Here is a 21,727-nt window from a genome sequence, read left to right on the forward strand (position 1 = left end):
CGTCAGAAGACCAGGTCGTCCTCGACGTGGCCGCCGCTGTCCGGGGCGGCGTCGCCGTCCTCGGCGGGCGCCTCCCCGTCCCCGGCCACCCGGGGTGCCGTGGCCCGTCCGGGAGAGGGCCGCCGCAGCAGGCCGCGCACCGGGCCGGCCGGGGTCGGCGCGTTCTCCCCGCCGGTCGGCTCGTCCTCCGGCTCGTCGCCGGCCCCCTCGGCCGCGGCCAGCTCGTCGAGCACGACGTCGAGCACGCGCACCGCACCGGCCTTGTCCAGCGGGTCGTTGCCGTTGCCGCACTTGGGCGACTGCACGCACGACGGGCAGCCGCTCTCGCACTCGCAGCTGGCCACGGTCGCCCGGGTGGCGCGCAGCCAGCGCCGCAGCGCCGCGAAGCCCCGCTCGGCGAAGCCGGCCCCGCCGGGGTGCCCGTCGTAGACGAACACCGTGGCGGTCCCGGTGTCGGGGTGCAGCGCGGTCGACAGCCCGCCCAGGTCCCAGCGGTCGCAGGTCGCCAGCAGCGGCAGGATGCCGATCGCGGCGTGCTCGGCGGCGTGCAGCGATCCGGGCAGCGCCAGGTCGTCGAGGTCGGCGCGGGCGACCGCGTCGGCGTCCAGGGTCAGCCACACCGCGCGGGTGCGCAGCTGGCGGGCCGGCAGGTCGAGCGGGAACTCGGCCAGCACCTCGCCGGTGCCCGCCCGCCGCCGCTGGTAGGCCACGACCTGGTTGGTGACGTCGACGACGCCGGTGTGCGCGGTGACCGTGCCGAGGCGGCGGGTGCGGTCGGTGCGGACGATGCCGAGGTCGGTGACGTCGCGGGCGACGGTGGTCCACTCGGGGCTGTCGGCGTGCACGACCGCGCAGGCGTCGTCGAGGTCGAGCTCGTCGACGACGTAGGTCTCGCCGCGGTGCACGTACAGCGCGCCGGCGTGCACCGTCGAGTGCGCGGCGCCGCCGTCGACGGTGCCGAGCAGCCGGCCGGTGCCGGACTCGATGATCGCCACCGGCTCCCCGCCGCTGCCGCGGATGTCGACGTCGGGCCGCCCGCGCCCGGCCCAGTACCAGCCGGCCGGGCGGCGGCGCAGCGAGCCCGCCGCCACGAGCTCCTCGAGCTGCGCCTCGGCCACCGGACCGCCGAAGTCGGGCAGGTCGTCGGGGGTCAGCGGCAGCTCGGCCGCGGCGCTGCACAACTGCGGCCCGAGCACGTAGGGGTTGGCCGGGTCGGTCACGGTCGCCTCCACCGGCCGGCCGAAGACCGCGCGCGGGTGGTGGGCGAGGTAGTGGTCCAGCGGGTCGTCGCGGGCGACGAACACGACCAGCGACTCGCGCTGGGCGCGCCCGGCCCGGCCCGCCTGCTGCCAGAGCGACGCCAGCGTGCCGGGGTACCCCGCGAGCACCACCGCGTCGAGCCCGGCGATGTCGATGCCGAGCTCGAGGGCGTTGGTGGTCGCCACCCCGAGCAGCTCGCCGGAGGACAGCGCCCGCTCCAGCTCCCGGCGCTCCTCGGGCAGGTAGCCGCCGCGGTAGGAGTCGACCATCCGCACCAGATCGCCGCGGCCGCGGTCGAGCAGCAGCCGCCGGGCCTGCTCGGCCACCGACTCCGCGCTGCGCCGGGAGCGCACGAACGCGAGCGTCCGGGCGCCGCGCTCGACGAGGTCGGCGAGCAGCCCGGCGGCGTCCGCGGCGGCCGAGCGGCGCAGCGGGGCGCCGTGCTCGCCGGTGCGCTCGGTCAGCGGCGGCTCCCACAGCGCGAAGGTCGCGCCGGGGCGCGGCGAGCCGTCGTCGGTCACCGCCACCACGGGCCCGCCGACCAGACGGGCGGCGGCCACCGCGGGCTCGGCCACCGTCGCCGAGGCGAGCACGAACACCGGGTCCGCCCCGTAGCGGCGGCAGATGCGGCGCAGCCGGCGCAGCACGTGGCCGACGTGCGAGCCGAAGACGCCCCGGTAGGCGTGGCACTCGTCGATGACGACGTAGGCCAGCCGGCGCAGCGTCGAGCTCCAGCGCTGGTGGGCCGGCAGGACGCCGCGGTGCAGCATGTCCGGGTTGGTGACGATCCACCGCGAGTGCCGGCGCACCCAGTCCCGCTCCTCGGCCGGGGTGTCCCCGTCGTAGGCGGCCGGCCGCACCGAGGGGTCGGCCAGCGCCGCCACCGAGGCGAGCTGGTCGCGCGCCAGCGCCTTGGTCGGCGCCAGGTAGAGGACGCACGCCCGCTGGTCCTCGGCCAGCCGGGTCAGCGCGGGGAGCTGGTAGGCCAGCGACTTGCCCGACGCGGTGCCCGTGGCCACCACCACCGAGGTGCCGTCGTGGGCCAGCTGCGCGGCCTCGACCTGGTGCCGCCAGGGCTCGGCGACGCCCTGCTCCTCCAGCCGGGCGCGCAGCGCCGGGTCCACCCACTCCGGCCACGGCAGCGTGCGCGGGCTGCGCACCGGCAGGTGGTGCACGTGGGTGACCGGGTGCTCCTCCTCGGGCGTGCCGGCGAGCAGGTCCTCGAGGAGCTCGGCGCCGGGCGGCACGGTGCCGGGCCGCGGCGCCGACCCGTGGCCCGCTGCGGCGCCGTGCAACTCCGGCGCGGCGGTGCGCTCCTCGTCCTCCGGCGGCTCGCCCCCTGACAGCCCCTCACGGCCGGATGGGGGAGCAGCCGGCCGGACCGGGTGGAGCGTGGTCACCCCACCACTCTCACACCCCGGGGCAACCTCCCGCCCGCGTCCCGCCACCGTGCGCGACCGGGCGAGCGCGGAGGAGGAGGTCCCGAGAAGTGTGATCTCCGTTACATTGGCGCGGCGTCCACGGGCTCTCCGCCCGCGAGCGTGCTCTCCGCCGACCGGGGACGCGGGGCCGCCCGGCGGCAGCCCACCGCTGGGAGGTACCGATGCCGGACAGTCATCTCTCCGGCGGGGACGTCGTCCTCGTGACGGCAGCCCTCGTCGTCTCGCTCGCCGCACTGCTCTTCGCCGCGACCCTGGTCCGCGCCGTCATGGCCGCCGACCAGGGCACGGCGCGCATGCGCGACATCGCGCGGGCGGTGCAGGAAGGAGCCGGCGCCTACCTGCGGCGCCAGTTCAGGACCCTCGGCGTCTTCGCCGTCATCGTGTTCCTGCTGCTGCTCGTGCTGCCGGTCGCCGAGGGCGGCTGGGGCACCCGGATCGGCCGGGCGGTGTTCTTCCTCGTCGGCGCGCTGTTCTCCGCGGCCGTCGGCTTCATCGGCATGACGCTGGCCACCCGGGGCAACGTCCGCGTCGCCGCGGCCGCGCGCACCGGCGGCTACCGGCCCGCCTTCCGCATCGCGTACCGCACCGGCGGCGTCTGCGGGATGATCACCGTGGGTCTGGGCCTGTTCGGCGCCTCCCTCGCGCTCCTGCTCTTCGACGACACCGCGCCGGTGGTCCTCGAGGGCTTCGGCTTCGGCGGCGCGCTGCTGGCGATGTTCATGCGCGTCGGCGGGGGCATCTTCACCAAGGCCGCCGACGTCGGCGCCGACCTCGTCGGCAAGGTCGAAGCGGGCATCCCCGAGGACGACCCCCGCAACGCCGCCACGATCGCCGACAACGTGGGAGACAACGTCGGCGACTGCGCCGGCATGGCCGCCGACCTGTTCGAGTCCTACGCCGTCACGCTGGTGGCCGCGCTCATCCTCGGCCAGGTCTTCTTCGGCTCGGTGGGCATGGTCTTCCCGCTGGTCGTCGCCGCGATCGGCGTGCTCGCGTCCGTCGTCGGCATCCTCGCCAGCAACCCCGGCAAGTCCGACAGCAGCGGCCTGGCCCCCATCAACCGCGGCTTCTTCACCTCCGCGGTGGTCTCCCTCGTGCTCGTCGCCGTCGCCGCCTTCACCGTGCTGCCCAGCGTCGCCGACATCCCCGACTCGGTGGTCAACCCGCAGGTCCTCGGCTTCGTCGCCGTGCTCGTCGGCATCGTGCTGGCCGCGGCCATCCAGCTGCTGACCGGCTACTTCACCGAGACCAGCCGCAAGCCGGTCCGCGACGTGGGCCGCAGCTCGCTGACCGGCCCGGCGACCGTCGTGCTCTCGGGCATCTCGCTCGGCCTCGAGTCGGCGGTCTACGCCGCCCTGCTCATCGGCGGCGCGGTCTACGGCGCCTTCCTCGTCGGTGGCGGCGCGGCCCTCTACGCCGTCGCGCTGGCCGGCTGCGGCCTGCTCACCACCGCCGGGGTCATCGTCTCCATGGACACGTTCGGCCCGGTCAGCGACAACGCCCAGGGCATCGCCGAGATGTCGCAGGACATCGACGACGACGGCGCCCGCGTGCTGACCGACCTCGACGCCGTCGGCAACACCACCAAGGCCATCACCAAGGGCATCGCCATCGCCACCGCGGTGCTCGCCGCGACGGCGCTGTTCGGCTCCTACAACCAGCAGGTCCTCCTGGCCCTGGACGACGTCGACCTCGGGGAGGCGTTCAGCCTCGTCGAGCCGGACAACGTCGTCGGTGCGGTGATCGGCGCCGCCGTCGTCTTCCTCTTCTCCGGGCTGGCGATCAGCGCCGTCTCCCGGGCGGCCGGCCGCGTGGTCTTCGAGGTCCGGGAGCAGTTCCGCACCCGGCCCGGGATCATGGACTTCTCCGAGCGGCCCGACTACTCCGCCGTCGTCGACATCTGCACGAAGGACTCGCTGCGCGAGCTCGCCACCCCCGGCCTGCTCGCCGTCCTCGCGCCGGTCGCCGTCGGCTTCGGACTGGGCTTCGGCCCGCTGGCGGCCTACCTCGTCGGCGCGATCGCCACCGGCACGCTCATGGCCGTCTTCCTCGCCAACTCCGGCGGCGCGTGGGACAACGCCAAGAAGATGGTCGAGGACGGCGCGTTCGGCGGGAAGGGCAGCGAGGCGCACGCGGCCACGGTCATCGGCGACACGGTGGGCGACCCGTTCAAGGACACCGCCGGCCCGGCCATCAACCCGCTGATCAAGGTGATGAACCTGGTGGCCCTGCTCATCGCGCCCGCGGTGGTCGGCCTGCAGGTGGGCGAGGACGCCAACACCACGGTGCGCCTGCTGATCGCAGGGGCCGCGACCCTCGTCATCGTCGCCGCGGTCGTGGTGTCCAAGCGGCGCTCGGTCGTGGTCGGCGGCGCCACCGACCAGCCCACCGGGACCAGCCTCACCACCACCGCACCCTGAGCACACGCCGCGAGCCTCCGCCCGGTCCCGGCCGGGCGGGGCCCGCGGCGGGACCTGTGGACGGCGACGGCCCTGTGGATCCGGATCCGGGCCGCGCCGGCACCCCGCCCTAGCGTCCGCCCCGCCGGTCCCGACCGAGGCCGGCCCGACGCCGGGAGGGGCCGTGTCCGCACCGATCGCCATCCAGCTCGACAGCGCCCAGGCCCTGGCCGAGGAGCTCGCGGCGCTGTCCGCCGAGCTGTCCGCCGAGGCCGACCGCTGTGCCTCCACCGCGGTGTCCCTGGCCGCGGCGGCACCCGGTGAGGTGTCCGAGGCGGCCGGTGCCACCGGCCGCGCGTGGGCGGCGTACGTGGCCGACCTCGCCGACGGTGCCGCCACCGTCGCTGCGACCCTGCTGGCCGCGGTCCGGGCCTACCGCCTGCAGGACGCGGCGGTCTCCGACCGGCTGCTCGCCGCCCGCGCCGCGGCGACCTCCGGGGCGGCGGCGTGAGCGCGCCGGGGCTGACCGCCGTCGCCGCCTGGGACACCGCCCTCCTCGAGGGTGCCGTCGCCACGCTCGAGGCGGTGACCGGGCGGCTCCCCGCCTGGCGTGCCCGCACCGACGGCGTCGCGCGCTCGCTCACCGACCCGTCCTGCTGGTCCGGCCCGGCCGCCACGGCGGCCACCTCCGCCCTCGGCGAGGTGTCCGCGGTGGCGACGGCGATGGCGACCGCGTTCGGGGACTCGCTCGACCGGCTGCACGACGCCGCCCGCGAGGCGCGCACGGCCGCCGACCTGGCCGGGCAGGCGCTGGCCCGGGCGGCGGCCGCGGGGATGGCGCTCGACCAGGCGGGCCGGGCCGTCGTCCCGGCGCCCGCGCCCCTCCCGGACGCCGCGGCCGGGACCCCCGCCGTCTCCTACGACGCCCTGGCCGAGCAGGCGGCAGCGGCCGAGCGGATCGCCGGGCTCGCCGCCGACGCCCTCCGGGCGGCCGCGCGGGCCGGTGCCGCGGCCGCCGACTCCGGCGGGCCCCTGGCCGCCCTCGGCGGCACCGGCGCCTTCCGCCCGGCCGGCTGGGCCGCGCTCGCCCGGACCGTGACCGCCGACGGGGCGTGGGTGCGGTCCTGCCTGCCGGTGCCCGGGACCTCCCCGGAGGACGTGGCCGCGTGGTGGGCGGGACTGTCGACGCCGGCCCGCGACCTGCTCGTGCACGTCGAGCCCCGGCTCGTCGGCAGCCTCGACGGCCTGCCCGCCTGGGCCCGGGACCAGGCGAACCGGCTGCTGCTGGACCGGGCGCTGAGCGACCCGTCACCGTCCACGCGGGAGACCGCGGAGGCGGTGGCGGCGGAGCTGGACCGCGAGGAGGCGGCCGGCCGGACCGCGCAGCTGTGGTCGCTCGACCTCGACGACCACCTCGCGGCGATCTCCTACGGCGACCTGGACGCCGCCGACGACGTCGCGCTGCTCGTGCCCGGTGTCGGCAACGACGTCGGCGACCTCGACGACCTCGGGGACGACGCGCGGGCCGTCGCCGACGCCGCGCGGGACGCCGTGCCGGGCGCGGCCGTGGCGGCGGTCGCGTGGCTGGGCTACCGGCCACCGGCCTCGGTCGCGCACCCCGCCGCGCTGCTCGAGGGGCGCGCGGCCACGGGCGGCGCCGCCCTCGCCGGCGACCTCGCCGGGCTGCGCGCCGCCCGGGCCGGCGACCCGGTCCGCGGCGACGACCCGCTGCGCACCACGGTCGTGGCGCACAGCTACGGCACCGTCGTGGTCGACCGGGCGGCGGAGGAGCCGGGCGTGCTGGAGGCCGACGCGCTGGTCCTCCTCGGCAGCCCCGGGATGGACAACACCGCGGCACAGCTCGAGGCGCCGGAGGTGTTCGAGGCCTCGTCCCTCCTCGACCCCGTCCCGTGGGCGCTCGACGTGCACGGCTGGGAGACGGCCGGCGACCGGTTCGGGGCCACGTCGCTGGCCGCCGACTGGGACACCCTCCACTGGGAGTACCTCGACGCCGACCGGCCGACGCCGGCCGCCGCGGGGGAGGTGGTCGCGGGGGTGTGGGAGGCCGACTGACCAGCGCGGGGGAGCCCGGGAACAGTCGCGCGGCGGCGCCGTTGGACCGGGTGACGGCGCGCCCACCCGGGGTCGCCGGCCGGTCGCGTTCCGTCGGCGTGGCCTACCGTGGCCCGCCGAGGGGGCGTGGCGGGTGCCGACCACCCCGCGCCGCGCCGCCACGACCGAGCACCACCGACAGGAGCACCGTGCCCACGAAGACCGCGAAGAACGGCGAGAGCGCCGGCCGCACGGCCGGTGGCACCAGCACGCCCGCCCGCCGCCGGACCGCCGCCAACGGGGGCGGGCGTCCGCTGGTCATCGTGGAGTCCCCGACCAAGGCCGGGAAGATCGCCGGCTACCTGGGCAACGGCTACGTCGTCGAGGCGAGCGTCGGGCACATCCGCGACCTGCCGCGCAACGCCGCCGACGTCCCGGCCGAGCACAAGGGCGCCCCGTGGGCCCGGCTCGGCGTCGACGTCGACAACTCCTTCGAGCCGCTTTACGTCGTCAGCCCCGACCGCAAGCAGCAGGTGACCCGGCTCAAGCAGCTGGTGAAGGACGCCAGTGAGGTCTTCCTCGCGACGGACGAGGACCGCGAGGGCGAGGCCATCGCCTGGCACCTGGTCGACACGCTCAAGCCGCGGGTGCCCGTGCGCCGGATGGTCTTCCACGAGATCACCCCCGAGGCGATCGCCCGCGCCGTCGCCAACCCGCGCGAGCTCGACACCGCGCTGGTCGACGCGCAGGAGACCCGCCGCATCCTCGACCGGCTCTACGGCTACGAGGTCAGCCCCGTGCTGTGGAAGAAGGTCCTGCCGAAGCTCTCGGCCGGCCGCGTGCAGTCGGTGGCCACCCGCATCGTCGTCGAGCGGGAGCGCGAGCGGATGGCATTCACCGCCGCCGACTACTGGTCCCTCGACGGCGTCTTCGCCGTCCCCGGCAAGGCCGGCGCCGACGCGGGCGAGCCGACCACCCTGCGCGCCCGCCTCGTCAGCGTCGACGACAGCCGCGTCGCCACCGGTCGCGACTTCGACCCCGCGACCGGGCAGGTCACCGGCGACGTCGTGCACCTCGACGAGGCCGGCGCCCGCGGGCTCGCGGCCCGCCTCGAGGGCCGGCAGGTCACCGTCAGCCGCGTCGACGAGAAGCCCTACCGGCGCCGTCCCTACGCGCCGTTCACCACCTCGACGCTCCAGATGGAGGCCGGCCGCAAGCTCGGCTGGTCCTCGGCGCAGGTCATGCGGGTGGCGCAGCGGCTGTACGAGAACGGCCACATCACCTACATGCGGACCGACTCGACGAACCTGTCGAACGAGGCGATCAACGCCGCCCGCACCCAGGCCCGCGAGCTCTACGGCGACGCCTACGTGCCCGCCGAGGCGCGCCGCTACAGCAAGAAGGCCAAGGGCGCGCAGGAGGCGCACGAGGCGATCCGCCCCGCCGGTGACTCCTTCCGCACCCCGGGCCAGCTCGCCGGGCAGCTCGCCCGCGACGAGTTCCGGCTCTACGAGCTGATCTGGCAGCGCACGGTCGCCTCGCAGATGGCCGACGCCGTGGGCCAGACGGTGAGCATCCGGCTCGCCGGCACCAGCACCATCGACGAGCGCGTCGAGTTCACCGCGTCGGGGCGCACCATCACCTTCCCCGGCTTCCTGCGCGCCTACGTCGAGTCCCGCGACGAGGGCAGCACCGCCGGCGACGACGACCACGGCAGCGACGACGCCGAGCGCCGGCTGCCCCGGGTCGAGCGCGGCCAGCGCCTCGACACCCGGGAGCTCGAGCCCAAGGGCCACACGACCAGCCCGCCCTCGCGCTACACCGAGCCGAGCCTGGTGGCCCGGCTCGAGGAGCTCGGGATCGGCCGCCCGTCGACCTACGCGTCGATCATGCAGACGATCCAGGACCGCGGGTACGTGTGGAAGAAGGGCTCCGCGCTGGTGCCCTCCTTCGTCGCGTTCGCCGTCGTCAACCTTCTCGAGCAGCACTTCGCCGCGCTCGTCGACTACGACTTCACCGCCTCGCTGGAGAACGAGCTCGACGAGATCGCCAGCGGGTCGCTCGGCCGGGTCGACTGGCTGACCGAGTTCTACTTCGGGGGCGAGGGCCGGCACGCCGGCGGCATCGCGGCCTCCGGCGGGCTCAAGACCGTCATCGGCCAGCAGCTCGAGGAGATCGACGCCCGCGGGGTCAACTCCATCCCGCTGCGCGCCACCGGGCCGAACGGGGAGCCGGTCGTCGTCCGGGTCGGCCGCTACGGGCCCTACCTGCAGGCCGGCGGCGAGGACGGCGCCCGCGTCAGCCTCCCCGAGGACCTCGCGCCCGACGAGCTGACCAGCGAGAAGGTCGCCGAGCTGCTCGCCGCCCCCTCGGGCGACCGCGAGCTCGGCACCGACCCCGGGTCCGGGCACCCCGTGGTGGTCAAGGCCGGCCGCTACGGCCCCTACGTCACCACCGTCGTCCCCGAGGGCAGCAAGGAGGCCCCGCGGACGGCGAGCCTGTTCTCCTCCATGTCGCCGGAGACGGTGACGCTGGAGCAGGCGCTGCAGCTGCTGACCCTCCCGCGCACCGTGGGCACCGCGCCCGACGGCGAGGAGATCCAGGCGCTCAACGGGCGCTACGGGCCCTACATCAAGAAGGGCACCGACTCCCGGTCGCTGGAGAACGAGCAGCGGCTGTTCACCGTCACCCTCGACGAGGCGCTGGCGATCTTCGCCCAGCCCAAGCAGCGCGGGCGCCGGGCCGCGGCCGCCCCGCTCAAGGAGCTCGGCGCCGACCCGGTGACGCAGGGCCAGATCACCGTCCGCGAGGGCCGGTTCGGTCCCTACGTCACCGACGGCGAGACCAACGCCAGCCTCCGCAAGGGCGACGACGTCGAGACCATCTCCCTCGACCGTGCCGCCGAGCTGCTCGCCGACCGCCGCAGCCGCCCGGCCGCCACCAAGAAGAAGGCGGCCAGGAAGGCCACCACGACGACGGCGGCCAAGAAGGCGACCGCGGCGAAGAAGACCACCGCGAAGAAGACCACCGCGAAGAAGACGACGGCGAAGAAGGCCGCCGCGTCCGACGCGGTGCCCGCGAGCTGACCCGGCCGTGACCGGCTCGATCGACCCCGCCGCCTGGCAGCAGCGGCGCACGTCGTTCGGGTCGGTCGCGGCCGAGTACGCCGCCCTGCGCCCGGGCTACCCGGCCGACGCCGTCGCCTTCCTGCTCGGCGACCGGCCGCTGCGGGTCCTCGACCTCGGCGCCGGCACCGGCCTGCTCACCGACGCCCTCGTCGCCGCCGGACACGAGGTGGTCGCCGTGGACCCGTCACCGGAAATGCTCGGCCAGCTCCGCGCCCGCCACCCCGGTGTCCCCGCGCACGTCGGCGGCGCGGAGGCCGTGCCGCTGCCGGACGCGGACGTCGACGCCGTCGTCGCCGGCCAGGCCGCCCACTGGTTCGACCCCGGGCCGGCCGCCGCCGAGCTGCGCCGGGTGCTGCGCCCCGGCGGCGTCGTGGGGTTCGTGTGGAACACCCGCGACGAGACCGTCCCGTGGGTCGCCGCGCTCGGCGCCGCGCTGGCCGCCGAGGCCCGCGGGCACGAGGCCGACCAGGGCGTGGTCGACGACTTCGCCCGCGCCCTGCCGGCCGACGTCGCGACCGCCCGCTCGTCGGTGGTGCAGCGGATGACCCCCGAGCAGGTGGTCGCAGGCATCGGCACCCGCAGCTACGCCGCGACCATGGCCGCCGCGGCGCGCGAGGAGTTCCTCGGCGGCATCCGGCGGCTGCTGGCCGGCCACCCCGACACGGCCGGCCGCGCCGTCCTCGACCTGCCGTACCGCACCGACTCCTACCGGCTCACCCCGCGCTGACCGGGCCGTCGGCGATCGCCCGCAGCGCCGCCACGTGCGCCCGGAACGCCTCGCGCCCGGCGGGGGACAGGCGCAGCCAGGTGCGCGGGCGCTTGCCCACGTAGCCCTTGCGGACCTCCACGTAGCCGGCGCGCTCCAGCGTCGCCACCGTCTTCGACAGCACCGAGTCGCTCACCTGCACCCCGTCGCGGACGAAGCCGAACTCCGCCTCCTCCGCCGCGGCCAGCGTCGCCACCACCGAGAAGCGCACCGGCGCGTGGATGACCTCGTCGAGCGCGTGCCGGGGGTGCGCTCCGGTCACCGCGGCCGCTCCCGCCACGCGCCGACCAGGCACGGCGCGGCGACGGCGACCGCCAGCGGGGCCCACCAAGCCCACTCGTGCGCCAGCCCGGGCACCGTCGTCCCCACCGCGAGCCCGACGGCCAGGACGGCCCCCCACGCGCCCATCGCCGTCCCGAAGCGCTGCGAGAACCCGGCGCGCACCGAGCCGCGCCCGGCCACCAGCGCCGCGGCCGCGCCCAGCACCGCCAGTGCGAAGACCAGCGCGGTCGCGCCCACCGCCCGCTCGCTGTCGGCCACCGGCTGGGCGAGGAAGAAGCCTGCGCTCGCGCACCCCAGGGTCACGAGGAACGTCGACGCCGCGGGGCTCGCCTCCCGCCGGACGCGGACCCCGGCGGCGTCCGCCTCGGCCAGCAGCGCGGCGGCGGACTCGGGCGTGGGGACGGTCATCGGGTGCCTCCTCGGTCGGGGTGTGCGACAGAGTGGCAAGTACTTTCCAGGTGGTCAAGTAGTTGATCCACCGACCAGGAAGACGCGGCGGAAGGGCAGCACGGTCGTGCCGTCCGGGCGGGGCGGGTAGGCCGCGCGCAGCGCCGCCGCGTACTCGGCGGTCAGGTCGGCGCCCGCCTCCTCGCCGAGCCGGGCGAGCACCGGCAGCAGCACCGTGCCGCGCACCCACGACAGCACCGGGTCGGGACCGCGCAGCACGTGCAGGTACGTCGTCTCCCAGACGTCCGCGGCCAGGCCCGCGCCGGTGAGCACGTCGAGGTAGCCGGCCGGGTCGAGCACGGGGTCCGCCGGGGGAGCGGCCGCCGCCAGCCGGGAGGACCACGACGGCGAGGTGCACAGGTCGGCCAGCAGCCGGTGGGTCGGCGCGCGGTGGTTGCCCGGCACCTGCACGGCCAGCCGGCCGCCCGGCGCCAGCCAGCCGGCCCAGCGCTCCAGCAGCGCCGCGTGCCCGGGCACCCAGTGCAGCACCGCGTTGGACACCACGACGTCGACCGGCCCGTCCGGGCGCCAGTCCCGCACGTCGCCGCGCTCGAACGCCACCCGCCCGTCGACGGCGTGGGCGGCGGCCGCGGCCAGCATCTCCGGCGAGGAGTCGACGCCGGTGACCCGCGCCGCCGGCCAGCGCGCGGACAGCGAGGCGGTCAGGGCGCCCCCGCCGCAGCCGAGGTCGACCACCACCCGCGGGTCGTCGGCGTCCACGCGGGCCAGCAGGTCGGCGAACGGGCGGGCCCGCTCCCCGACGTGCCGCAGGTAGGTGGCGGGGTCCCAGCGTGCGTCCACGACCTGCACCGTAGGGCCGCCGCGGGCCCGGGGACGTCGGCCCCGGCCGGTACCGTGGACCGGCCGCCCACCCGCCCCTCGCACCTCCCGGGAGCAACCGATCGACGCCTCGCCGCGCGTGCCCGGCCGCGGGCTGTTCGTCGCCTTCGAGGGCGGGGAGGGCACCGGCAAGTCCACCCAGGCCCGGCTGCTGTTCGACTGGCTGGGCCTGCACGAGGTGCCCGCCCGGCTCACCTCCGAGCCCGGCGGCACCCCGCCCGGCGCCCGCATCCGCGCGCTGCTGCTCGACCCCGCCACCGGCGCGCTCGCCCCGCGCGCCGAGGCGCTGCTCTACGCCGCCGACCGCGCCCACCACGTGGCCACCGTGGTGCTGCCCGCGCTCGACGCCGGCGAGGTCGTGCTCACCGACCGCTACGTCGACAGCTCGCTGGCCTACCAGGGCGCCGGCCGGGCCCTGGAGCTCGACGAGGTCCGCCGGCTGTCGTCCTGGGCCACCGGCGGCCTGGTCCCCGACCTCACCGTGCTGCTCGACCTGCCGCCCGAGGCCGGCCTCGCCCGCGCGCTCGGCCGCGCCGCCGCCGACCGCCTCGAGAGCGAGTCGCTGGACTTCCACGAGCGGGTGCGCGCCACCTTCCGCGCGCTGGCCGGTGCCGAGCCGCACCGCTACCTCGTCCTCGACGCCGGCGGGCCCGCCGAGGAGATCGCCGCAGCGGTCCGCGAGCGGGTCGCGGCGCTGCTGCCCGGGCGGATCGCGTGAGCGTCTGGTCGGAGGTGATCGGCCAGCCGGCCCTCGTCGCCGAACTGCAGGCCGCCGTCGCCCAGCCCACCGCCATGACCCACGCCTGGCTGTTCACCGGCCCGCCGGGGTCGGGCCGCTCGGTCGCCGCCCGCGCGTTCGCCGCGGCGCTGCAGTGCCCCGACGGCGGCGACGGCACCTGCCACTCCTGCCGCACCGTGCTGGCCGGCACCCACGCCGACGTGCAGACCGTCGTCCCCGAGGGCCTGTCGATCGGCGTCACGGAGGCCCGCGAGCTCGTGCGCGTGGCCGGCCGCGCGCCGTCGCAGGGGCGCTGGCAGGTCGTCGTGGTCGAGGACGCCGACCGGATGACCGAGCAGGCCGCCAACGCCGTCCTCAAGATGATCGAGGAGCCGCCGCCGCGCACGGTGTTCCTGCTGTGCGCGCCGAGCCTGCACCCCGAGGACGTGCCGGTCACCATCCGCTCGCGGTGCCGGGTGGTCGGGCTGCGGACGCCGCCGGTCGACGCCGTCGCCGACGTCCTGGTCCGCCGCGACGGCGTCGACCCGGCGCTGGCCGCCTGGTCGGCCGGCGCCGCCGGCGGCCACGTCGGGCGGGCCCGGCACCTCGCGCGCGACGAGAGCGCCCGGCTGGCCCGCAAGGCCGTGCTCGACATCCCGCTGTCGCTGGTCTCGCTGGCCGCCTGCCTCAACGCCGCCGACGACCTGGTGGGCGCCGCGAAGGAGGAGTCCGACCGCACCACCGCCGCCCTCGACGGCGCCGAGACCGAGGCGGTCAAGGCGAGCCTCGGCGTCGGCGCCCGCGGCCCGGGCGTCGCCGCCGCCAGCCGCGGCGCCGGCGTGCTCAAGGACCTGGAGAAGCGGCAGAAGAGCCGGGCCACCCGCATCGGCCGCGACTCGCTGGACCGGGCACTGGTGGACCTCGCCGGCCTCTACCGCGACGCGCTCGTCCTCGACGCCGCGCCCGGCGAGGTGCTGCCGCTCAACCACCCCGACCGCCGGGCCGACGCCGAGGAACTGGGCCGCCGGATCGGCGCGGAGGGGGCGCTGCGCCGCATCGACGCCGTCCTCGCCTGCCGCACCGCGCTGGAGCAGAACGTCAAGCCGCAGATCGCCGTCGAGGCGCTCACCGTGGCCCTGCGGCTCCCGGCGACCTGACCCCGGGCCTGCGCCGGGCGGGGGAGGCCGTGACGTACGCTGTTCCCCGCACGCACGCCGCCTTAGCTCAGTCGGTAGAGCATCTCACTCGTAATGAGAAGGTCGTCGGTTCGATTCCGACAGGCGGCTCCACCCCGCGGCCCCGTCCTCCCGGAGGAAGGGGCCGCGGCCGTTCCGCGATGAGTCCGGTCCCCGCCGCCGGTCTGCCCCTGGACGCGACCACCGGACCGGGGAGGGCACCGTGAGCACCACCTACACCTTCGACGTCTTCACCACCCTCGACGGCTTCGGCTCCTTCGGCGAGGACGGCGACTGGGGCGGCTACTGGGGCAAGGAGGGGCCGGAGTTCCTCGAGCACCGCCTCGCGCAGTACCTCGCCGACCAGCGGCTGGTCCTCGGCGCCAGCACCTGGCGGGAGTTCCACTCCTTCCTCGCCGCCCCCGGTGCCGCCGGCACCCTCGATCCGCTGAACGCCCGGATGCGGGACATGCCGACGACGGTCGTGTCGACGACGCTGCGGGCCCCGCTCGACTGGCCCGACGCCACCGTCGAGCCCGGGGACGCCGTCGACGTCGTGGCCCGGCTCAAGGAGGAGTCACCGGTGCCGCTGCGCTCGCACGGCAGCCTGGCGGTGAACCGCGCGCTCATGGCCGCCGGGCTGGTCGACCTCGTCCAGGTCACCGTCTTCCCCGTCATCACCGGCCGCACCGGCACCGACCCGGTGTTCGCCGGGGCCGCCGACTTCGACCTCGAGATGGTCGGCAGCACCACCTTCGACGGCCGCATCCAGGAGCTCCTCTACCGGCCCACGCTGCACGGCTGACCGCGCCCGGCTCCAGTTCCCGCCGGACCTGCCGATGTCCTCACCGGAGGACCCGTCGCGACAGGAGGGACGAGCATGGCCACGCCCGGGATCGACCACCCCGAGGAGAGAGCGGTGCTCGACGTCAAGGCGGTCAGCCGTGAGGACGTGCTGACCAGCTTCGTCGAGGAAGCCACCGGCGGTGAGCTGGTGATCAGCGTCGGCGAGGACGCCTCGCGCCGCCGCGTCCGCCTGGAGCCCGGCGAGGTGCTCGAACTGGTCTGGCGGGGCCCCGAGGAGCTGCGGTCGGTCCCCGCGGTGCTCCTGGACGTGCACGGCGGCGAGGCGCCCACCTGGCGCGTCCGCATCTCCGGTCCGTCCTCGCGCGGGCAGCGCCGTGCCGCGGTGCGGGCGCCACTGACGCTGGCGCTGTCGGTCCGCGCCGGCGGGGAGACCCGGACCGGCACGACGTTCGACCTCAGCGAGGGCGGCACCCACTGCCTGCTCGACGGCGACCCCGACCGCACCGGCGCGCTCGAGGTCGGCTCCGTCGTCCACGTCGCGCTCGACCTCGACGGGCGCAGCCTCTCGACCAAGGCCGAGGTCGTCCGCCGCCACCCGCGCGAGGACAAGCGCCCCGAGCTCTCGCTGCGCTTCATCGGCCTGCCCGAGCGGGACGAGGACGACGTCCGCCGCCGGGTCTTCGCCGAGCTGCGGGACCTCCGCTCGCGCGGCCTGATCTAGCTCCCGCCGGCGGGTGCGCCAGACTGCGCCCGTGGACCGAGCCCGGCTCAGCGCGATCGCCCACCGCTGGCACCCCGTCGCCGCCCCCGTCTCCGACGACGCCCTCGCCCGGCTGGTGGAGCGGGCGGCGCCGCCCGGCCGCGGCACCGCCCTCGACCTCGGCTGCGGCTCCGGCGCGTGGCTGCTGACGATGCTGGCCGCCCGCCCGGGACTGTCCGGCGTCGGGGTGGACACCTCCGGCCCCGCCCTCGACGCCGCCCGCGACCGCGCCGCGCTGGCCGGGATGGTGGGCCGCGCGGTGTTCGTGCAGGCCGACGCCGCCACCTGGCGCGGCGAGCCGGCCGACGTCGTGCTGTGCATCGGCGCCGCGCACGCCTTCGGCGGGACGGCCGGCGCCCTCGGGGCGGCCCGGCGGCACCTGCGGCCCGGCGGGCGGGTGCTGTTCGGCGACGGCTTCTGGGAGGCGGGCCCGAGCGAGCGCGCGCTGGCCGGTCTCGGCGCCGAGCCCGGCGAGCTGCCGGACCTGCCGGGCCTGCTGGCCGAGGTCGCCCGCTGCGGGTTCGAGCCCGGCTACGCGCACCTGAGCACGACCGCCGAGTGGGACGAGTACGAGTGGTGCTGGACCGGGGCGCTCACCGAGTGGGCGCTCACCGAGGCCGGCCCGGGCGAGCGCGAGGAGGCGCTCGAGGCCGCCCGCACCCACCGGCGGCAGTGGCTCGAGGGCTACCGCCGCGAGCTGGGCTTCCTCACCGCGGTGCTGCACGACGTCAGGGCCTGAGACGACGACGGCGGCACACCCGCATCGGGGTGCGCCGCCGTCCGTCGTCCGTCGTGCGCTCTCGGGTCCGGCCGGGCCGGCGTGGGGGAGTGCGGCTCAGTGGCCGCCGGCCTCCTGGGCCCGCTTGATCGAGGCCTCGATCTCGGCCTCGGCCTCGGCGCGGCCGACCCACTCGGCACCCTCGACCGACTTGCCCGGCTCGAGGTCCTTGTAGGTCTCGAAGAAGTGCTGGATCTCCAGGCGGTCGAACTCCGACACGTCGGTGATGTCCTGGAGGTGGGCCATCCGCGGGTCGGTGGCCGGGACGGTGAGGACCTTGTCGTCGCCACCGGCCTCGTCGGTCATCCGGAACATGCCGATCGCCCGGCAGGTGATCAGGCACCCGGGGAAGGTGGGCTCCTCCAGGAGCACCAGGGCGTCCAGCGGGTCGCCGTCCTGCCCCAGGGTGTTCTCGATGTACCCGTAGTCGGCCGGGTACCGCGTGGAGGTGAACAGCATCCGGTCGAGCCGGATGCGCCCGGTGGCGTGGTCCAGCTCGTACTTGTTCCGCTGGCCCTTGGGGATCTCTACCGTCACGTCGAACTGCACGGCACGTAGTGTGGACCACTGCTGTCAGGTCCACCGGCGCAGGTCCGTCCGGGAGGGCCTTCCCGGGGGGTGGGCACCATCGAGCCGAGCTCGTCGACGACCGTCACGCCGAGCTACAGGCGGCTGCGCAGACGCCTCGTCTCGGCCCTGGTCGCGCTGGTCGTGGTGGCCGCGCTCGCCGTCGGGGCGGTGCTGTGGCTGGGCCGCGGCGGCGGCTCCCCCGCCGCCGACCCGGCGCTGCCCGCCGCCGAGCTGCCCGAGCTCCGGGAGCCCGCGCCGGTGCTCGCGTCGCTGGCCTCCGACGCGCCGGTGCCCGACCCGGCCGCGCTCGCCGACGCCCTCGCACCGCTGCTGGCCACCCCCGCCCTCGCCGGCGGGGTGTCGGCCGAGGTGGTCGACGTCGCCACCGGCGAGGTGCTCCTCGACGACGGCGCGGGCGACCCGGTGACGCCGGCGTCCACCGCCAAGCTGCTCACCGCCGTCGCCGCGCTCACCACGCTCGACCCCGAGGCCACCCTCGAGACCACCGTGGTCGCCGGCGCGGCGCCCGACGAGGTGGTGCTCGTCGGCGGCGGCGACCCCACGCTGTCGACCACCACGCCCTCGCTGACCTACCCGGGCGCGGCCACCGTCGCCGACCTCGCCGCGCAGGTGCGCGCCGCCCTGCCGCCCGGCACCACGGTCGGCCGGGTGGTCGTGGACAACTCGCTGTTCGAGGGGCCGCTCACCGCCGAGGGCTGGGGCCCGGAGGACGCGCCGTCGAGCTACGCCTCACCGGTCACCGCCACCGCCGTCGACGGCGCCCGGGTGACCCCGGGGGAGAACGCCCGCAGCGGCGCCCCCGGAACCGACGCCGGCCGCGCCCTGGCCGAGGCGCTCGGCGTCCCCGGCGCCACCGTGGAGCTGGGGGAGGCCCCCGAGGGCGCCCAGGAACTGGGCTCGGTCCGCTCCGCGCCGGTCGCGCGGCTGGTCGAGCAGGCGCTGTCGCTGTCGGACAACCTGCTGGCCGAGTCCCTCGCCCGCCAGGTGGCCCTCGCCCGCGACCTGCCGGCCAGCTTCGAGGGCTCCGCCGAGGCGGTCACCGCCGCGCTCTCCGACGCCGGGTTCGACGTCGCCGACGTCGACCTGCGCGACGGGAGCGGCCTGTCCCGGCTGGACCTGGTCACCCCCGACCTGCTCACCGACGTCCTCGCCGGCGCCGCCGACGGCTCCCTCGAGGGGGCCTCGGCGATCGTGTCCGGCCTGGCCGTCGCCGGCTGGGACGGCACGCTGGCCGACCGCGGCGACGACGACCCGGTCACCGCCCCCGGCGCGGTGCGCGGCAAGACCGGCACGCTGCTCGGCGTGCACGGGCTCGCCGGCACCGTCGTGACCGCCGACGGCCGGCTGCTGGCCTACGCGCTCGTGGCCAACGGCACCGTCGGCGGGGGCGGGCCGGAGGAGGCCGCCCTGGACGGGATGGCCGCCACCCTCGCCGCCTGCGGCTGCCGCTGAACCGGGTCGGGTGCCCGGTCGCCCGCGTACGGTGAGGCGATGACGAGCAGCGCACTGGTCGACTGGGAGCTCGCCGGTCGCACGGCCCGCCGGCTGTCCGGGCAGGGGCCCGGGACCACCCGCGAGGAGGCCGCCGCCGTCGTCCGGGAGCTGCACGAGGCCGCCGCGGCCGCCGTCGCGCACGTCGAGGGCCTCACCGGCCTGCACCCGGTCGCGGGCGGGCCCGTGCCCGAGGTCGCCGTCGTCGACCGGCCCGGCTGGATCGACGCCAACACCGCCGGCATGGCCGCGCTCATGGACCCACTGGTCACCGCGCTCGCCGAGCGGCAGGACAGCCGCCCCGGCCCGCTGGCCACCGCCATCGGCTCCCGCGCCACCGGCGTGCAGGCCGGCGGCCTGCTCGCCTTCCTGTCCTCGCGGGTGCTCGGGCAGTACGAGATCTTCGGCACCGGCGGCCGGCTGCTGCTCGTGGCGCCCAACATCGTCGACGCGGAGCGCCGGCTGGGCGTCGACCCGGGCGACTTCCGCCTGTGGGTCTGCCTGCACGAGGTCACCCACCAGCTGCAGTTCACCGCCTTCCCGTGGCTGGCCGACCACCTCGAGGCCCAGATCGCCGAGTTCGTCGACGCCACCGACCTGAGCCCCGACGCCCTGCGCGACCGGCTGTCGGACCTGGTGCGCGGCCTGACCGACGCCGTCCGCGGCGGCGAGGGCGACGAGGCCGGCCAGGGCCTCATGGCGCTGGTCCGCGACCCCGAGCAGCGCGCCGTCCTCGACCGCGTCACCGCGGTGATGAGCCTGGTCGAGGGGCACGCCGAGTTCGTCATGGACGGCGTCGGCCCCGACGTCGTGCCCTCGGTGCGCACGCTGCGCAAGCGCTTCGCCCAGCGGCGCAAGGGCCGCGGCCCGCTCGACCGCGTGCTGCGCCGGCTGCTGGGACTCGAGCAGAAGATGAAGCAGTACGCCGACGGTCGGCACTTCGTCGGCGGCGTCGTCGACCTCGTCGGCATGGACGGGTTCAACCGGGTGTGGAGCGGGCCGGAGACCCTGCCGCTGGTGGAGGAGCTCACCGACCCCGCCCGCTGGGTCGAGCGGGTGCACGGCCGCCCGGCCGTGACCGCCTGACCCGCCGCGGGTGAGCGGCCCGCCCCCGGCGGTCGCGCACGTCCGCAGCGCCGTCCGGCCGGGCCTGCGTGCCTCCGCCGCACCGGTGCTGGTGGCCGTCAGCGGGGGAGCGGACTCCCTCGCCCTGGCCGCGGCCGTGGCCTTCGAGGCCCCGCGCGCCGGGGTGCCCGCGGGCGCGGTCACCGTCGACCACCGGCTGCAGCCGGGCTCGGCCGGGCGCGCCGCCGCGACGGCGGACCTGCTGCGCGGGCTGGGGCTCGACCCGGTCCGCGTCGTCGCCGTCGACGTCGGTCCCGACGGCGGCCCCGAGGGCGCGGCCCGCTCGGCGCGGTACACGGCGCTCACCCGGGAGGCCGCCGCGTCCGGCGCGCGGGTCGCGCTCGGCCACACCCTCGACGACCAGGCCGAGACGGTGCTGCTCGGCCTCGGCCGCGGCTCGGGTCCCCGCTCGGTGGCCGGGATGGTGGCCGAGCGCCCGCCGTTCTGGCGCCCCCTGCTCGGCGTCCGGCGGGCGACCACGCGGGCGGCCTGCGCGGCGCAGGGGCTGCCGGTGTGGGACGACCCGTGGAACACCGACCCGGCCTACCGCCGCGCCCGGCTGCGCGCCGAGGTGCTGCCGCTGCTGGAGGACGTGCTCGGCGGCGGCGTCGCCCCCGCGCTGGCCCGCACCGCGGCCCTGCTGCGCGAGGACCTCGACGCGCTCGACGACCTCGCCGCCGCCGCGCTCGCCCGGATGTCCGGCGACGGCGGGCTGCCGGCCGCGGACCTCGCCGGCCTGCCCGCGGCCCTGCGCCGCCGGGTGCTGCGCGGCTGGCTGCGCGGGGCCGGCGTCCCCGATCTCCAGGCGGTCCACCTGGGCGCCGTCGACGCGCTCGTCTCGGCCTGGCGCGGGCAGGGGGCGGTGGCCCTCCCGGGCGGTGCGGAGGCGTTCCGGGCGTCTGGCAGGCTGGTGCTGCGGCCCGCCGGCTCCCCGGGCGGGAGGGCCGGATCATCCCCCGACCCGGAGGAACACGCCCCGTGAGCGAGACCGCGTCGACCCCTGCCACCGTGCTGGGGCCCGACCACGGCTACGGCCCCGACATCGACCACGTCCTCCTGTCCGAGGAGCAGATCCAGGCCAAGATCACCGAGCTGGCCGAGCAGGTCGCGCGGGACTACGAGGGCCGGGAGGTCCTACTGGTCGGCGTCCTCAAGGGCGCGGTGCTCTTCATGAGCGACTTCGCCCGCGCGCTGCGGCTGCCCACGCAGATGGAGTTCATGGCCGTCTCCTCCTACGGCTCCTCCACCAGCTCCTCCGGCGTCGTCCGGATCCTCAAGGACCTCGACCGCGACATCAGCGACCGGCACGTGCTGGTGCTCGAGGACATCATCGACTCGGGCCTGACCCTGTCCTGGCTGCTCAAGAACCTCGGCGGCCGCCGGCCCGCCTCGCTCGAGGTCTGCGCGCTGCTGCGCAAGCCCGACGCGATCAAGGTCGAGGTGCCGGTGCGCTACGTCGGGTTCGACATCCCCAACGAGTTCGTCGTCGGCTACGGCCTCGACTACGCCGAGCGCTACCGCGACCTGCCCTACATCGGCACGCTCAAGCCCGAGGTCTACGAGACGTAGGCCCCTCCGGACGGGGTCCTCCGGAGGGGGGACGGGGGGGCCTCCGCCCAGCTCGCGCACAGGGGGCGCACAGCTGCGCCGGTGTACCGTCGTCGCA

The 21,727-nt window shown here is 76.7% G+C and carries 19 protein-coding genes and 1 tRNA gene; 15 read left to right on the forward strand and 5 right to left on the reverse strand.

Annotated elements, in window-relative coordinates:
* Positions 1 to 2: 2 nt before the first annotated feature.
* Entirely contained in the window at positions 3 to 2,660 is a 2,658-nt protein-coding gene (locus ACI79X_RS17940) for a DEAD/DEAH box helicase (protein WP_457026774.1), read from the reverse strand.
* A gap of 203 nt (positions 2,661 to 2,863) precedes the next feature.
* On the opposite strand from ACI79X_RS17940, the gene ACI79X_RS17945 reads away from it, so the two are divergent.
* The 5 genes from ACI79X_RS17945 to ACI79X_RS17965 all read left to right on the forward strand — a co-directional run bounded on the left by ACI79X_RS17945 (position 2,864) and on the right by ACI79X_RS17965 (position 11,008).
* Positions 2,864 to 5,122, forward strand: a complete 2,259-nt coding sequence (locus ACI79X_RS17945; protein WP_457026775.1) for a sodium-translocating pyrophosphatase — start codon at positions 2,864 to 2,866, stop codon at positions 5,120 to 5,122.
* Between the two features lie 163 nt (positions 5,123 to 5,285).
* Positions 5,286 to 5,612, forward strand: a complete 327-nt coding sequence (locus ACI79X_RS17950) for a hypothetical protein (RefSeq protein ID WP_457026776.1) — start codon at positions 5,286 to 5,288, stop codon at positions 5,610 to 5,612.
* Positions 5,609 to 7,174, forward strand: coding sequence for an alpha/beta hydrolase (locus ACI79X_RS17955; protein WP_457026777.1), 1,566 nt, complete (start codon positions 5,609 to 5,611; stop codon positions 7,172 to 7,174). The genes ACI79X_RS17950 and ACI79X_RS17955 overlap by 4 nt, the downstream gene beginning before the upstream one ends.
* Before the next feature lie 188 nt (positions 7,175 to 7,362).
* Positions 7,363 to 10,239, forward strand: a complete 2,877-nt coding sequence (gene topA, locus ACI79X_RS17960) for a type I DNA topoisomerase (protein ID WP_457026778.1) — start codon at positions 7,363 to 7,365, stop codon at positions 10,237 to 10,239.
* A 7-nt stretch (positions 10,240 to 10,246) separates the two neighbouring features.
* Entirely contained in the window at positions 10,247 to 11,008 is a 762-nt protein-coding gene (locus ACI79X_RS17965) for a class I SAM-dependent methyltransferase (RefSeq protein WP_457026779.1), read from the forward strand.
* Here the strand turns inward: ACI79X_RS17965 and ACI79X_RS17970 are convergent.
* Genes ACI79X_RS17970 through ACI79X_RS17980 form a run of 3 tightly spaced genes read right to left on the reverse strand, consistent with a single transcriptional unit; the run spans position 10,995 to position 12,577 of the window.
* On the reverse strand, positions 10,995 to 11,309 hold the full coding sequence (locus ACI79X_RS17970) for a winged helix-turn-helix domain-containing protein (protein ID WP_457026780.1): 315 nt from the start codon (positions 11,307 to 11,309) through the stop codon (positions 10,995 to 10,997). The genes ACI79X_RS17965 and ACI79X_RS17970 overlap by 14 nt on opposite strands.
* Positions 11,306 to 11,737: a hypothetical protein gene (locus ACI79X_RS17975; protein WP_457026781.1), complete on the reverse strand. Its 432-nt coding sequence runs from the start codon at positions 11,735 to 11,737 to the stop codon at positions 11,306 to 11,308. Before ACI79X_RS17975 ends, ACI79X_RS17970 begins: the two co-directional genes overlap by 4 nt.
* 54 nt (positions 11,738 to 11,791) lie before the next feature.
* Positions 11,792 to 12,577, reverse strand: coding sequence for a trans-aconitate 2-methyltransferase (locus ACI79X_RS17980; protein ID WP_457026782.1), 786 nt, complete (start codon positions 12,575 to 12,577; stop codon positions 11,792 to 11,794).
* 118 nt (positions 12,578 to 12,695) lie between these two features.
* On the opposite strand from ACI79X_RS17980, the gene tmk reads away from it, so the two are divergent.
* The 6 genes from tmk to ACI79X_RS18010 all read left to right on the forward strand — a co-directional run bounded on the left by tmk (position 12,696) and on the right by ACI79X_RS18010 (position 16,815).
* Positions 12,696 to 13,334: a dTMP kinase gene (gene tmk / locus ACI79X_RS17985; RefSeq protein WP_457026783.1), complete on the forward strand. Its 639-nt coding sequence runs from the start codon at positions 12,696 to 12,698 to the stop codon at positions 13,332 to 13,334.
* The gene (locus tag ACI79X_RS17990) at positions 13,331 to 14,491 is read left to right on the forward strand and encodes a DNA polymerase III subunit delta' (protein ID WP_457026784.1); all 1,161 of its coding nucleotides are present in this window, start codon (positions 13,331 to 13,333) and stop codon (positions 14,489 to 14,491) included. Before tmk ends, ACI79X_RS17990 begins: the two co-directional genes overlap by 4 nt.
* 56 nt (positions 14,492 to 14,547) lie before the next feature.
* Positions 14,548 to 14,623 (forward strand) — tRNA-Thr (locus ACI79X_RS17995).
* Between the two features lie 109 nt (positions 14,624 to 14,732).
* On the forward strand, positions 14,733 to 15,314 hold the full coding sequence (locus tag ACI79X_RS18000; RefSeq protein WP_457026785.1) for a dihydrofolate reductase family protein: 582 nt from the start codon (positions 14,733 to 14,735) through the stop codon (positions 15,312 to 15,314).
* A gap of 75 nt (positions 15,315 to 15,389) precedes the next feature.
* Positions 15,390 to 16,037, forward strand: a complete 648-nt coding sequence (locus ACI79X_RS18005) for a flagellar brake protein (protein ID WP_457026786.1) — start codon at positions 15,390 to 15,392, stop codon at positions 16,035 to 16,037.
* A gap of 31 nt (positions 16,038 to 16,068) precedes the next feature.
* Positions 16,069 to 16,815 (forward strand): SAM-dependent methyltransferase, encoded by a 747-nt coding sequence (locus ACI79X_RS18010; RefSeq protein WP_457026787.1) that lies wholly within the window; start codon positions 16,069 to 16,071, stop codon positions 16,813 to 16,815.
* Positions 16,816 to 16,911: 96 nt separating this feature from the next.
* On the opposite strand, the gene ACI79X_RS18015 is transcribed toward ACI79X_RS18010, so the two are convergent.
* Entirely contained in the window at positions 16,912 to 17,403 is a 492-nt protein-coding gene (locus tag ACI79X_RS18015; protein WP_073418345.1) for an inorganic diphosphatase, read from the reverse strand.
* A gap of 69 nt (positions 17,404 to 17,472) precedes the next feature.
* Between ACI79X_RS18015 and dacB the strand changes: the two genes are divergently transcribed.
* From dacB to hpt, 4 genes are read left to right on the forward strand one after another with little or no spacing between them, the layout of a single operon-like run.
* Positions 17,473 to 18,897: a D-alanyl-D-alanine carboxypeptidase/D-alanyl-D-alanine endopeptidase gene (gene dacB / locus ACI79X_RS18020; RefSeq protein ID WP_457026788.1), complete on the forward strand. Its 1,425-nt coding sequence runs from the start codon at positions 17,473 to 17,475 to the stop codon at positions 18,895 to 18,897.
* 39 nt (positions 18,898 to 18,936) lie between these two features.
* Positions 18,937 to 20,022 (forward strand): zinc-dependent metalloprotease, encoded by a 1,086-nt coding sequence (locus ACI79X_RS18025; protein ID WP_457026789.1) that lies wholly within the window; start codon positions 18,937 to 18,939, stop codon positions 20,020 to 20,022.
* A 10-nt stretch (positions 20,023 to 20,032) separates the two neighbouring features.
* Positions 20,033 to 21,043, forward strand: coding sequence for a tRNA lysidine(34) synthetase TilS (gene tilS / locus ACI79X_RS18030; RefSeq protein WP_457026790.1), 1,011 nt, complete (start codon positions 20,033 to 20,035; stop codon positions 21,041 to 21,043).
* A complete protein-coding gene (gene hpt / locus ACI79X_RS18035; protein ID WP_457026791.1) occupies positions 21,040 to 21,630 on the forward strand; it encodes a hypoxanthine phosphoribosyltransferase in 591 nt (196 codons plus the stop codon). The genes tilS and hpt overlap by 4 nt, the downstream gene beginning before the upstream one ends.
* Positions 21,631 to 21,727 lie beyond the last annotated feature (97 nt).

The organism is Geodermatophilus sp. SYSU D01119 (assembly GCF_054049975.1).